This window comes from Acidibrevibacterium fodinaquatile (assembly GCF_003352165.1).
Classification (GTDB): domain Bacteria; phylum Pseudomonadota; class Alphaproteobacteria; order Acetobacterales; family Acetobacteraceae; genus Acidibrevibacterium; species Acidibrevibacterium fodinaquatile.
Genome location: NZ_CP029176.1, coordinates 1200712 through 1213646, shown reverse-complemented (window position 1 = coordinate 1213646; position 12935 = coordinate 1200712). Strand labels below are relative to the sequence as shown.

11 protein-coding genes are annotated in these 12935 nt (G+C 65.3%); 4 read left to right on the top strand and 7 right to left on the bottom strand.

Translation table 11 applies throughout. The features are described from left to right. Positions 1-19 precede the first annotated feature (19 nt). Complete coding sequence (locus tag DEF76_RS05885) at positions 20-250, bottom strand: zinc-finger domain-containing protein (RefSeq protein ID WP_114913702.1); 231 nt, start codon at positions 248-250, stop codon at positions 20-22. A 150-nt stretch (positions 251-400) separates the two neighbouring features. Here DEF76_RS05885 and DEF76_RS05880 point away from each other — a divergent pair, with 150 nt between their 5' ends. Next, the gene (locus tag DEF76_RS05880; RefSeq protein WP_114913701.1) at positions 401-1063 is read left to right on the top strand and encodes a DNA-3-methyladenine glycosylase family protein; all 663 of its coding nucleotides are present in this window, start codon (positions 401-403) and stop codon (positions 1061-1063) included. Between the two features lie 31 nt (positions 1064-1094). After that, complete coding sequence (locus tag DEF76_RS05875; protein ID WP_114911527.1) at positions 1095-1889, top strand: enoyl-CoA hydratase/isomerase family protein; 795 nt, start codon at positions 1095-1097, stop codon at positions 1887-1889. 35 nt (positions 1890-1924) lie between these two features. On the opposite strand, the gene argB is transcribed toward DEF76_RS05875, so the two are convergent. The 3 genes from argB to DEF76_RS05860 all read right to left on the bottom strand — a co-directional run bounded on the left by argB (position 1925) and on the right by DEF76_RS05860 (position 8311). Continuing rightward, positions 1925-2827, bottom strand: a complete 903-nt coding sequence (argB, locus tag DEF76_RS05870) for an acetylglutamate kinase (RefSeq protein WP_114911526.1) — start codon at positions 2825-2827, stop codon at positions 1925-1927. An 82-nt stretch (positions 2828-2909) separates the two neighbouring features. Then, positions 2910-4937, bottom strand: coding sequence for an alpha/beta hydrolase domain-containing protein (locus tag DEF76_RS05865; RefSeq protein ID WP_114911525.1), 2028 nt, complete (start codon positions 4935-4937; stop codon positions 2910-2912). A 116-nt stretch (positions 4938-5053) separates the two neighbouring features. Next, complete coding sequence (locus tag DEF76_RS05860) at positions 5054-8311, bottom strand: efflux RND transporter permease subunit (protein ID WP_114911524.1); 3258 nt, start codon at positions 8309-8311, stop codon at positions 5054-5056. A gap of 372 nt (positions 8312-8683) precedes the next feature. Between DEF76_RS05860 and DEF76_RS05855 the strand changes: the two genes are divergently transcribed. Further along, positions 8684-9646, top strand: a complete 963-nt coding sequence (locus DEF76_RS05855; protein ID WP_114911523.1) for a 2-hydroxyacid dehydrogenase — start codon at positions 8684-8686, stop codon at positions 9644-9646. A gap of 139 nt (positions 9647-9785) precedes the next feature. On the opposite strand, the gene DEF76_RS05850 is transcribed toward DEF76_RS05855, so the two are convergent. Continuing rightward, positions 9786-10190: a PaaI family thioesterase gene (locus DEF76_RS05850; RefSeq protein WP_114911522.1), complete on the bottom strand. Its 405-nt coding sequence runs from the start codon at positions 10188-10190 to the stop codon at positions 9786-9788. Between the two features lie 100 nt (positions 10191-10290). Between DEF76_RS05850 and rfaE1 the strand changes: the two genes are divergently transcribed. After that, on the top strand, positions 10291-11739 hold the full coding sequence (gene rfaE1, locus DEF76_RS05845; protein ID WP_114911521.1) for a D-glycero-beta-D-manno-heptose-7-phosphate kinase: 1449 nt from the start codon (positions 10291-10293) through the stop codon (positions 11737-11739). Positions 11740-11742: 3 nt separating this feature from the next. Here rfaE1 and DEF76_RS05840 read toward each other — a convergent pair whose 3' ends face one another. Further along, complete coding sequence (locus tag DEF76_RS05840) at positions 11743-12357, bottom strand: methyltransferase family protein (protein ID WP_240319121.1); 615 nt, start codon at positions 12355-12357, stop codon at positions 11743-11745. A gap of 42 nt (positions 12358-12399) precedes the next feature. Continuing rightward, entirely contained in the window at positions 12400-12819 is a 420-nt protein-coding gene (locus tag DEF76_RS05835) for a GtrA family protein (protein ID WP_240319120.1), read from the bottom strand. Positions 12820-12935 lie beyond the last annotated feature (116 nt).

The following is a 12935-nucleotide window of genomic DNA, read 5'->3' as shown; positions in this document are numbered from 1 at the left end:
GGCGCGGGCGGCCGGGCGGTCAATGTCCGTCAGCCGGGCCGACGCCCTCGTTGACGACGAAAAGCCGCGAGCAATAAGGGCACATCACCTCGCGGTCGGGAATGCGAAGATAGACGCGGGGATGCCCAAGCGGGCCGTCGCCGCCGTCACAGGCGACCACGCGCTGATCGACATGGATGATCTCGGTGGGGGTGATCGTGGTCGGGGCTGCGGTGGTGGTGTCGGAAGACTGGGTATCGCCGGCGGGCATGGCCGTCCTCTCTGGTCGCGGGATGGCCGGCAGGATAGCGATGTCGGCTGGTTTTTCAACCGAGTGGCCGGCCGCGCGCCGCCGCGCAAAGCGGGGCATGGGGCGAGCGGCAGGCAGCGGCGCTGGCGAGCGAACAGGCAAGGAAAAGAGATGGTGGAAAACCGATATCCCGAACCGCCCCGCGCCGCCCGCGCTGGGCTCCAGGCGCTCGCCCAGCGCGATCCCTTGCTTGCCACGATCGAGCCGCGCTGTGGCCCCCTGCCCTGGCGGCGCCGGGCGGGCGGGTTTCCTGGCCTCCTCCAAGCGATTTGCGGCCAGCAGATCAGCAACCAGGCGGCAGCGGCGATCTGGCGCCGGCTGGTCGCACTTCCCGGCGCGATCACGCCCGCGGGGCTGCTTGCGCTCGGCGATGAGGATTTGCGCGCGGCGGGATTGTCGCGCCCGAAAATCGCCCACGCCCGGGCGCTTGCCGAGGCGTTCGCAAGCGGTCGGCTGAGCCAGGCGGGGCTGGCCGCGATGGCGGATGAGGCGGCGATCGCGGCGATCGCCGGGGTGCGCGGGCTTGGGCGCTGGAGCGGGGAAATCTATCTCCTGTTTGCGTTGGAGCGCGAGGATGTGTTTCCCGCCGGCGATCTCGCCCTGGCCGCGGCACTGGCCGATCTCAGAGGGCTTGCTTCGCGCCCGCGTGAAGCGGCGCTGCGTCGGCTCGCCGAGGCGTGGCGGCCCTGGCGGAGCCTTGCCGCGCGTCTCCTCTGGCATCACTGGCGCTTCGCGACGGGCCGGCCGAGCATGGACGATCTCCCGCTGGCGTGACATTTTGCCGCGATAAAGGAGCAAAATCACCATGGCCGAACCCCATCAGACGGACACCCACCTCACCGTCACCCGCGAGGATGTGATCGCGATCGTGACCTTCAACCGCCCGGAGCGCCGCAACGCCTTCAATCTCGCAATGTGGCGACGGCTGAAGGAGATCATGGAGGCGCTTTCGGCGGACGAGGCCCTGCGCTGCGTCGTGCTGCGCGGCGCGGGCGGCGCGTTTTCGGCCGGCGCCGACATTTCCGCCTTCGCGACCGAACGCGGCAGCCGTGACGCGGAGGATCGCTACGCCGACATGCTGCATGAAAGCATGCAGTCGATCCGGCTCTGCCGCCATCCGGTGGTGGCGCAGATCGAGGGCATCTGCCTCGGCGGCGGCGCCGGGATCGCGACGATGTGCGATTTTCGCGTCGGCGGCGAAACTATCCGCTTCGGCATCACCGCGCGCAATCTCGGCATCTGGTATCCCTATGCCGAGATCGACCCGATCATCCAGATGGTCGGGACCGGCGTCGTTGCCGAAATCCTGATCGAAGGCCGGATTTTCAACGGCCATGAGGCCTATGCGAAGGGCCTGCTCTCGCGCGTCGTTGCTGATGCCAAGGTGGCCGAGGAGGCGATGGCGCTGGCACGACGGATCAGCGAGGGCAGCCCGCTTTCGGCGCGCTTTCATAAGGCGGCGATCCGCAAGCTGCGCGGGCCACTGCCGATCACGCCGGAGGAGGATCGCGCGGTCAATGATTTCGCGCAGACCGAGGATTTCCAAAATGCCGCCCGCGCTTTCCTTGCCAAGCAGAAGCCGCGCTTCGTCGGCCGCTGACGGCGCGGGCATTCTTGCCCCCTCGAGGACGGCGCTCAGGGCTTGATCAGGGTGCCGACGCCGCCTTCGGTGAAGAGTTCGAGGAGGGCGGCGTGGGGGACGCGGCCATCGAGAATGACGGCGCCCTGAACGCCGCCGACAACGGCCGCGGCGCAGGTTTCGACTTTCGGGATCATGCCGCCGGTGATCCGACCATCGGCGACCGCTTGCGCGACCTCGGCGACGGTCATCTCCGGGATGGTCCGGCGCTCGGCGTCGAGCACGCCGGGGACGTCGGTCAGCATCAGAAGACGGGTCGCGCCAAGCGCGGCGGCGATGGCACCGGCGGCGGTATCGGCGTTGATGTTGTAGGTCGCGCCATCGCCGCCGATCCCGACCGGGGCGATCACCGGGATCAGCCCAGCGCCGGTCAGAGCATGGATGACGCGGACATCGATCCGCTCCGGCTCGCCGACGAAGCCGAGATCGAGCACCCGCTCGATATGACTCTCGGGGTCGCGCGCGCTACGGGTGAGCTTCTTTGCCCGGATCAGGCCACCATCCTTGCCCGAAATCCCGACCGCGAGCGCACCGGCAGCGTTGATCAGGCTCGCGACCTCCTTATTGACAGTCCCGGCGAGCACCATCTCCACCACTTCGACCATCGCCGCGTCGGTGACCCGGAGGCCATTAACGAAGGTCGATTGAATGGCAAGGCGCTCGAGCATGGCGTTGATTTGCGGCCCGCCACCATGGACCACGACGGGATTGACCCCGACCTGCTTGAGAAGGGCAATATCGCGGCCGAACTGCTTGGCCAGCGCGTCATCGCCCATCGCGTGGCCGCCATATTTGACGACGATCGTCGCCCCGGCGTAGCGGCGAAGGAAGGGAAGCGCGTGGGCAAGAATGCGCGCTTGTTCCTGCGCCGCACCCATCCGATCGGAAGTCTCGCTCATGCCCGCCCCTTGCTGACCAGTTCGCTCATGGGCTGTTTCATCCGTCGCCGCCCCGCGGTCAAGCGCCGCGCATGGCCGCGCCTCAGCGCAACACGTCGCTCGCCTCGGCTTCGGCGCGGAGACGAGCGGCGTCTTCGGGAAGCAGAAACCCCGCCTCGCTCTGGCGCGCGATCGCCGCAGTGACGGCGGCGACATAGCCGGCATGGTCGCGATAACGCTCCTCGAGCGAGGGGCGCGGGTCACCGTTCGCTTCGCGCTCGGCGCGGGTGCGGGCAAAGGGGAAGAAGCTGCCGACGAGATAGCAGAGATCGCCTTCGGCGAACCCCGGCTTGCGCAGATTCCAGCCGGTATAGGTGCCGAGCGGCGCCTGGAGCGCGACCGAGCGCACGCCATCGGTCTCATTGCCATCGCCATCGACCGCCGGCACCCGCACATCATAGCGGGCGTTGCTTTTGGCGACCGGCGGCTCGCCGAGGATGCCGGATTCGCGCCGCGCGTCAAAGCCCGGCCCGCGCAGCATGACCGGCATGTCATTGATCAGGGCATTGCCGGCAACCCCTGGAATACGCGGGAAAATCCGCGCCGCTTCGGCGGGCTCGACCAAAGTGTGGTCGGCGACGCGGGGGTAACGGCTCGCCGGCGGCGGCGTCTTTTTCTCAAGCAGCATGGCAAGATGCAAAAGCAGGGCGCGCATCGCCTCGAGATAGGAATTGGGGTTTTGCGCATAGTCGCAGGGCCCGGCCCTGAGCCCGAGCACGTGCTGGGTTCCGGCGAAATGATAGAGATGAACCTGTGCAGGGAGCGGAAGATCATGCCCGGCGCCGTCGGTGGTATCGAGGGCGGCGCGGCTGTTCCAGTATTCGATCGAACTCAGCTCCTGAAAAATCTCGGGACAGGTGCGGGTTTTTGTGCAGGCGTCGAGAATGCCGGCGCGAGTGCCTGAGAGTGGGTCGCGGCTTTGTTGCCAGGTGAAGGGAAAATCCTGGGTCGGCGCGAGATGTTCCTCATGCTGCATCGAGGCCGCGCTCGGCTGCGCGAAGCGCTGATTGAGGGCGAGGCGGACAGCGGCGATATGCACCACCATGCCGTCGAAAACACGCCCGCCGCCGGGAGCGGCGTTGAAGCCGAGATCGAGAAAGCTCCGCAGAAACCGCCCGCTTTGCGAGGTGCCATGGGCAATCGTGACGCGGATACGCCCGGCGAGCGGATTGACGATGCCGTTTTCATCGGCGGTCTCGTGGCGAAGAAAAGCGACCAAATCGCGGGTCGCGGCAAAGCCGAGCCCAAGCACGCGCGGGTCGCGCGCGGTATAGGTGAATTCATAGATGTGATTGGTATCGAAGCCGCCGCGGCGGCAGAGATGAGTCGGGCTCGGCGTGCCAGGAAACGGGGTTTTCGTGCAATCAGCGAGGGCCCAATCCTCGCGCGCAACAAGATGTGGCGGATCGTCTTGATGGACGCGTTCGGTCAGCATCGCACCGGGCGCGCTGAGATCGGCGGCGGGATAGGCAACGCCCTGGCCGAGATCGGTCGCGCCGAGAGCAAAGGTCGAGCGCGGCTCAAAAAGTTCGAAATCCTTACGCACCGGCCCGGTGATGACCCCGCCGCCGGGCGCGTGCGCAATCGGGGCGGGGAAAGCGAAGGGGGTCTCGGGCGGGAGATCGCCCTGCCAGCCGCTCCAGACCAACGAAAATCCCTGACGTTCGAGGAAGCCATCGCCGATTTCCGAGGCGCTGCCGCCGCGGTTATAAAGCCCCGGGGCCAAGGGTCGGCCACGATTGACCACGTCATACAGCAGGATGTGGTTGCCGCGATCGGCGGCGATCGGCATCAGGATCACGAATGGCGTGGCATAGGCGACCTTGCCATCTGGCCCGCGTGGGGCGAGGGCGAGATCCTGGATGCCGGCATTGGCGGGATCGGTCGGGTCGAGTTCACCATGGGCGATGCCGGTGATGCGCTCATATTGGCCGCTTGCGCCAAACGCCATGCCGCCGAACGCCGGCGCCTCGACCGCGGTCAGTTCAAGCCGCAGCACGCGCGCGTGTGCGGCGAAGGCGACGGCGGCGAACGCAACACAGAACAAGCCCAAGCGCAGAATGCGGCGCATATGCTCTCTCCTTCAGAGCGGGAAGAGTACGCCTCTGGCACCGACCTGCCAATTCCCCAAGCGAAGATGACGAGCCCGGCCGTTGCCGGCCAGGCCCCGATCATCGGGAGAGAGGGCTAATGCTGGCCATGCTCGGCCGCTGCTCCGCGCGGCCCTTCCGGGGTTGGCGCGTTGGCATTGTCTTTGCGGTGGAGGATCGCGAAGACGGTGGGGACGAAGAGCAGGGTTGAGACGGTGGCGAACAGCAGGCCGCCGATCACGGCGCGGCCGAGCGGGGCGTTTTGTTCGCCGCCATCGCCGAGCCCGAGCGACATCGGGATCATGCCGATCACCATCGCAGACGCCGTCATCAAGACCGGGCGCAGCCGCACGAAGCCGGCTTCGAGCGCCGCCTTGGTCGAATTCATCCCCTCCGCCAGCTGCTCGCGGGCAAACGCCACGACGAGGATGGAGTTGGCGGTCGCGACCCCCATGCACATGATCGCGCCAGTCAGCGCCGGCACCGAAAGCGGTGTTCCCGTCACAAACAACATCCAGACGATGCCGGCGATCGCCGCCGGCAACGCGGTGATGATGATGAAGGGATCGAGCCAGGACTGAAAATTGACGACGAGCAAAAGATAGATCAGCACCACCGAGCCGATCAGGCCGGCAAAAAGCTGGGCATAGGCGGTGTTCATCGTATCCACCTGCCCGCGCACCGCAACCGCGACACCCGGCGGGCGGTATTTCAAGTTGGCGGCGATGATGCGGTTGATATCGCCCGACACGCCGCCGAGATCGCGCCCTTGCACGGCAGCGAAGATCTCCTCCATCGGCTGGACGTTATAATGCGAAACCATGCCGGGCCGGCCGACCACCTTGACCGTGGCCAGCGCGCCGAGAATCTGCGTGGTCTTGCCAGAGGTCTTGAAATTCCCAGGATTCGAGATCGGCATGTTGATCAGATCGTTCATCGTATCGATCCGATATTGCGGCGTCTGGCCGACCAGGAAGTAGGTGATGCCGGTTTTGTAGTCGAGATAAAAATTCGGGCTGACCTGATAATTGGAATAGAGCGAGGTCAGCATCGAATTGGTGACATCGGCTTCGGTCAGGCCGACCATCATCGCGTAGCTGCGATCGACATCGACCTGAAACGTCGGATAATTGAAGGGCTGCGCGAGATGGGTATCAACGAGACCGGGCACCCGCACCAGGTCGCGATAGAGCCGCAAGGCGAAGCGGTAATCGTCGTCGAGATCGGGGCCGGTGACCTGGATATCGATCGGCGATGGGCGGCCGAAATTGAGAATCTGCGTGTTCATATCAGCGGGCATGAAATAAAACGTCGTGCCCGGGAAATGCAGCGGCAATTGCCGCCGCAAATAGGCGACATAATCGGCGGTCGGGCCGTGATGGTCGCGATCGAGGGTGATCAGAACGTCGGCGTCCTCCGGGCCAAACGAGCCGGTGCTGAGATAGGCGAGCGGGATACCGGCAACCGGGAGATCGATGTTGTCGACGAAGGTCTTGAGCTGGTCTTTCGGGATCACCGTGCGGATATAGTCCTCGACCTCTTGCGCCAGCCGTGCGGTTTCCTCGATGCGGGTTCCGGTCTGGGCACGGATATGCAGATACATCACCCCGGCATCGACGCCGGGAAAAAAAATCTGCCCGAGCCAGGGGCCGAGCGCCACCACCGAGCCAACCGTGAACGCCAGAAACACCCCGACGAAAACATAGCGAATGGCAAGGATGCCCGCGAGCACGCTATGATAGCCATCGCGCATGCGGGTGAAACCGCGCTCGAAGCCTTGCTGGAAGCGCACGAAGGGATTGCGCGATTTCGGGTGCGCATGCGCGTGCTCGCCGCCCTCCTCCTTCCTTTTCAGCTCCTGCTGATGATGTTCGGCAACGCCGCGCAGCATGAACACCGCCATCGTCGGCACCAGCGTGCGCGAGAGGATGAAGGAGGCGACCATGGCGAAGATCACCGCTTCCGCGAGCGGCGTGAAGAGATAATAGGAAACGCCGGTGAGCAGCCACATCGGCGCGAACACGATGCTGATCGAAAGCAAAGAGAGCAGCGCCGGGATGACGATCTGCTGCGCGCCATCGAGGATCGCGGTCTCGATGTCTTTGCCCATTTCCATGTGATAGTTGAAATTCTCGATCGTCACCGTCGCTTCATCGACCAGCATGCCGACCGCGAGCGCGAGCCCGCCGAGCGTCAGCGTGTTGATGGTCTGGCCGATCGCCGAGAGCACGACGATCGAAGACAAAACCGAAAGCGGGATCGAGACCGCGATGATGATCGTCGAACGCACCGAGCCCAGGAACAAGAGGATCATCAGCGCCGTCAGCACCGCGGCGATGATCGCCTCACGCACCACCCCCTCGATCGCCGCGCGCACGAACACCGATTGGTCGCCGACGAGATGGAGTTCCATGCCCTTGGGCACGGTCTCCTCGATCAGCGGCATGCGATCCTTCACGCCCTGGACGATGTCGAGGGTGGAGACCGCGCCGGCCTTGACCACCGGCATCAGGATCGCGCGCTCGCCATTCACCCGCACCATGTTGGTTTGCGGAATGGCGCCGTCATGGACGTAGGCGATGTCCTTCATATAGATGACGGTGCCGTTGGCTTTCTTGATCGGGAAATTGTTCATCTCGGGGATGCTGCGCGGCTGATCCGTCAGCATCATGTCCCATTCATATTTGCCGATCTTCTGCGTTCCCGTGGGCAGAATGAGGTTTTGCTGGTTGAGCTGATTGGTGACGTCCTGGGGCGAAAGCGCGTTCGCCTGCATCTCCTCTGGGTTGAGATCGGCGATCACCATGCGGTATTTGCCGCCATAGGGCGTCAGAATCGCGGTGCCTTGCACCGAGGAGAGCGCCGGGCGGATGACATTATTGGCATAGTCGAACAGGATCGTCTCCGGCACCGTCGTGCTGGAGGCGGTCATCGAGATGACCGGGATCGACGCGGCGTTGTAAAACAAGACGAAAGGCGGCACCGAGCCACGCGGGAAGAATTTCAATACCACCTGCGCCGTCGCCGTCACCTCCGACAACGCCGCCGAGATATTGACGTGGTTGTCGAAAAAGATCTTCACGATGCCGTAATCGATCATCGAATTGGATTCGATATGCTCGATATCGACCGTGGTCGCCATCACCGTGCGTTCGAAGAAATAGACGAAGCGGCCGGAAATGTCGTTCGGCAGCATCCCGTTGTACTGGAACACGACCGCGACGACCGGAATGTCGATCGAGGGGAAGACATCCTTAGGCGTGCGGATGGCCGAAAGGGTGCCGAATAACAGAATCAGAATCGCGAGGACGACGAAGGTATAGGGTCGTCGCAAAGCGACTTGAACAATCCACATCGACCGTGCTCGCCTTTATTTGCCAATCCGAAATCGTGCCGCCAGAGGGGTTAGCACAGCCGCTCCGGCCGCGCCAAACCCTCCGCCTCCGGAGGCTTGCCCGGACCAGTAGCGGACTTATAACGCGCCCCATCGATACCCGAAACTATGTCCTTTTTTAAGATGCGCGCCAAAATGTGATCGGTGCTGGCCGAACAGGGCGGTGAGAGGGGAATTTTCCGCGCCGGGCCTTTCCCAAACGGCGCCGGTCAGCCATGATGGCGCGCATGAGAGGCGATGTCTCTCCTCCCATAAGGGAACCGGTCCACGGCCTACCCTCTATGACCCGATTTCCGGGCATGATCCGATTGCCGGCATTTTCTGGAGTTGCGCATGACCAAGGCCACCCTCCTCGTCACCCGCCGCCTGCCCGCCGCCGTCGAAGACCGTGCCGCGCGCCTGTTCGCGGCGCGGCTCAACCCGGAGGATCGGATCTATACGAGCGCCGAAATCGTGCGGCATGCCGAGGGCGCCGATGCCATCCTCACCGCGCCCGGTGATCGGCTGGATGCCGCGACCATTGCCGCCTTGCCGGCGAGCGTCAAAGCCATCGGCACGTTTAGCGTCGGCTTCGATCACATCGACATCGCCGCCGCCCGCGCCCGCGGAATTTCGGTCTGCAACACACCGGACGTGCTCTCGGTCGCGACCGCCGAGATCGTCATGCTGCTGATCCTCGCCTCAGCGCGCCGCGCCGGCGAGGGGGAGCGGATGCTGCGGGCCGGGAAGTGGCATGGCTGGGCGCCGACCCAGCTCCTCGGCACCCAGGTCTCGGGCCGGCGGCTCGGCATTTTCGGCATGGGCCGCATCGGCCGCGAGGTCGCCCGCATGGCGGCCGCGTTCAGCATGGAAATCCATTACCGCGACCAGGCGCGGCTGTCCCCGGATCTCGAAAAAGGCGCGATCTTTCACGACAATGACGCGACGTTTCTCGCCCAGTGCCAGGTTTTGTCGCTGAATGCGCCGGGCGGCGAAGGCACGCGCCACTGGCTGAACGCCGCGCGCATCGCGCAATTGCCCCGCGGCGCGGTGGTGGTGAATGCCGCGCGCGGGACATTGATCGACGATGCCGCCCTCATCGCCGCGCTCAAAAGCGGCCACGTCGCCTTCGCTGGGCTCGACGTCTATAATAATGAACCGGCGCTCGATCCTGGCTATCTCGCCCTCGAAAATGTCGTCCTTTTGCCTCATCTCGGCAGCGCGACGGTTGAGACCCGCGATGCCATGGGGGCGCTTGCGCTCGACGGCATCGCCGCCATTCTGGCGGGCCAGCGGCCAAGGAATGTCGTGGAATAAGACTTAAGAAAGCGGTTCTTTTTTTACAAAAAAAAAAGAACCAAAAAAACTTTATCCGTTTTCTTGCCGCGGGCACTACCCAACGGACAAAAGTCTTTTTGCTTCTTTTTCTTCAGAAAAAGAAGCCTTTTTTCTTTCTTTACGTGGCGGCGCGGCGCCAGCGATGGGTGCTGGCGCCAAAGGCGAGCAGCTCACCCGATTCCTCGTGTCGGACCTCGGAGCGGCTGAAATAGATGTTGCGCCCGGCGCTCACCACCTCGCCGGTTGCGATCATCACCCCGTTTGCCGCGCGGCCGGTGAACTGGCAGTTGAGCGAGACCGTCACCGAGTGGCGGCGCGCGGCGCGTTCGGCGGCATAGACGCCGGCGGCGGCGCCGGCCTCATCGAGGAGCGACATCAAAACGCCGCCATGGACGATATCGGCGCGGTTGAGGTGATGGGCGTGGATCACGCAGCGCACGCGGGCGAAGCCTTCCCGCCATTCGAGCAGGGTGAAGCCGAGCAGGTCGCCGAGATGGGAGGCAAAGCCGCGCAATTCGTTCATATCTTCTCCTGCCGGGAAAACCGCGCCATGGTCAAGCCGCTTATGGACAAGCGGCTGTCGTGCGGATAGAGGCGCGCGACAGCAAGGGCGCGGAGGGGACATGGATTTTTCCGGGGTCACGGTGCTGTGCGTCGGCGATGTCATGCTCGACCGCTTCATCGAAGGCGATGTCGAGCGCATCTCGCCCGAGGCGCCGGTGCCGGTCATTCGCGTGCGGCGAAGCCGCGTCGCGCTGGGTGGCGCCGGCAATGTCGCCGCCAATATCGCCGCCCTCGGCGGCCGCGCCGTGCTGGTCGGCGTGATTGGTGAGGACGAGGCCGGGCGGGCGTTGCGGGGCGAAATCGCCGCCCACCCCGGGATCGTCCCGGCCCTGGTTGTGAGCGCCTCACGCCCCACCATCACCAAGACCCGCTTCGTTGCCTCCCGCCAGCAGATCGTGCGCACCGACGAGGAAAGCAGCCTTCCCCTGCAACCCGAGGAGGAAGCGGCGCTGATCGCCGCCATCACCGGCGCGATCGCGGATGCGCGCGCGGTGGTGCTTTCGGACTACGGCAAGGGGGTTTTGAGCCCGGCGGTGCTCGCGGGCGCGATCAAAGGCGCGCGGGGGCAGGGCGTTGCGGTGTTCGTCGATCCCAAGGGCGAGGATTTTTCCCGCTACCGCGGCGCGACCGCCATCACCCCCAATCTCAAGGAACTCGCCGCCGCCGCGCGCCTGCCGGTTGGCGATGAGGCGGCGGCGGTGGCGGCGGCGCGGCACGTGATGGCAGCGGCCGGGGGCGCGGCGATCCTGGTCACCCGCTCGGAAAAAGGGATGATCTTGGTCGAGCCCGCCGGCGCCATCCACAGCGTTCCCGCCCATGCCCGTGAGGTCTTCGATGTCTCCGGCGCCGGCGACACCGTGATCGCGACCCTGGCGCTCGCCGCAGGGGCGGGATTCGCCTTGCCGCAAGCCATGCGGATCGCGAACGCGGCGGCCGCCGTCGCGGTAAGCAAGGTCGGCACGGCGACGGTCTCGATTGCGGAATTGCGCCGCGAGATCGACGCGACCGAGGCCGAAGACATAGCGCCGGCCGTGGCGCCCCGCCCGCTGGCGGAGATGCTGGCGCTGGTTGCGCGCTGGAAACGCCAGGGGCTCAGCGTCGGCTTCACCAATGGCTGCTTTGATATCGTGCATGCCGGCCATGTCGCGCTGCTCACCGCCGCGCGGGCGCAATGCGACCGGCTGATCGTCGCTCTGAACGATGATGCCAGCGTCCGACGGCTCAAGGGGGAGACGCGCCCGGTAAATCCGCTCGCGGCGCGGGCCGCGGTCATCGCGGCGTTGCGCCCGGTGGATGGTGTGGTCGCCTTCGCCGAGGATACGCCCTTGGCCCTGATTCGCGAGATTCTGCCCGATATCCTGTTCAAGGGCGGGGATTATCGCGTCGAGACGGTGGTCGGCGCCGATCTGGTGATGGCCGCGGGCGGGCGGGTGGTGATCTGCGAGACGCTCCCCGGCCATTCGACGACGGCGACGATCGCGCGCTTGCGGGCGGGCGGCGGCGCCTGAGACTCACTTCCCGGTGCCGCGCCGGCCCGCCAAGCGCGGGATCAGCATCGGGACTGCGGCGCGGTAGGCATCATAGGTGGCGCCATAGAGACGCCGCAGCTTCCTCTCCTCGAAATGGATGCCGACCAGGACATAGGCAGTCGCGAACAGAGCGGTCGCCAGGGTCAAGGGGGCGTGAACGTCGCCCCAGACGAGAAGAAGTAGCCCGAGATAGAGCGGGTGGCGGACGCGGCCGTTGAGCCCGCCGGTGACCAGCGCCTCGGCCGGCAAAACCCGCTCGGGCGCCCCGGCGCGGAGCTGCGCGAACCCGAAAAACCGCGCGGGATCATAGGATCGCCCGGCAATCAGCAGAATGGCAATCCCCGCGAGAACCGCCGCCGCGCGCAGGATGTTAAACGGCCAGGGAAACGCAAAGCCTGGCCGGCCGCCGAGTTCAATCCAGCCGCCGATGAGCACCAGCGCCAAGTGGAGGATGGCGATCACATTATAAAGCAGCCGATCACCCCGCCCGGCGAGACGCTCCAGCACGCGCCGCCCGCCGACCGAGGCGAAAGCGCTATGGCCGAGCGCAAAACTCAGCCACAACCCGGCATAGAGGAGGAGCCCATGATCCATCATCGCGATGGACTATGGGGCATGACGCGGCCAGGCGGGAAGGGATCAGCGGAACACAAAGCGGCGGGCGGAGAAAAAATTGAGCCCCATCCCGGCGATCGCCCCCGCCGCCACCGCCAGCACCGGATAGGCGTGAACGAGGGGGGAGAACGCGATCAACGCCGCATAGACCCCGCGATTGACGACGAACCCGCCGGCGTTGGTCACGAGAAACCGTGCCCATTGCCACACGGCATGACCACTGCCGCGGCCGCGAAAGGTCCAGATGCGGTTTAGGGCCCAATTCGTGCTCGCCGCGACGAGATAGGCGATCACGCCGGCGCCATAAAGGCCGAGCGCGCCGGCGAGGGCATAGACCGTCGCGGTATCGACCAGAAACCCGAGCGCACCGACAGAGCCGAAGCGGAAAAATTCGGCGATGACGGTCTGATGGCCGCGGTCATCGCGCGTGCGGGAGGGCGGCATGTCCATGCCTCTCCGCATAGCCGCCTTGCGCCGGGCTCGGCAACTCTGGTCCGCGCCTTGCAGAGCATCTTGCCGGGTGAGGCTTCGGCTGCCATCGTCCTGGTCAAGGCTATGGG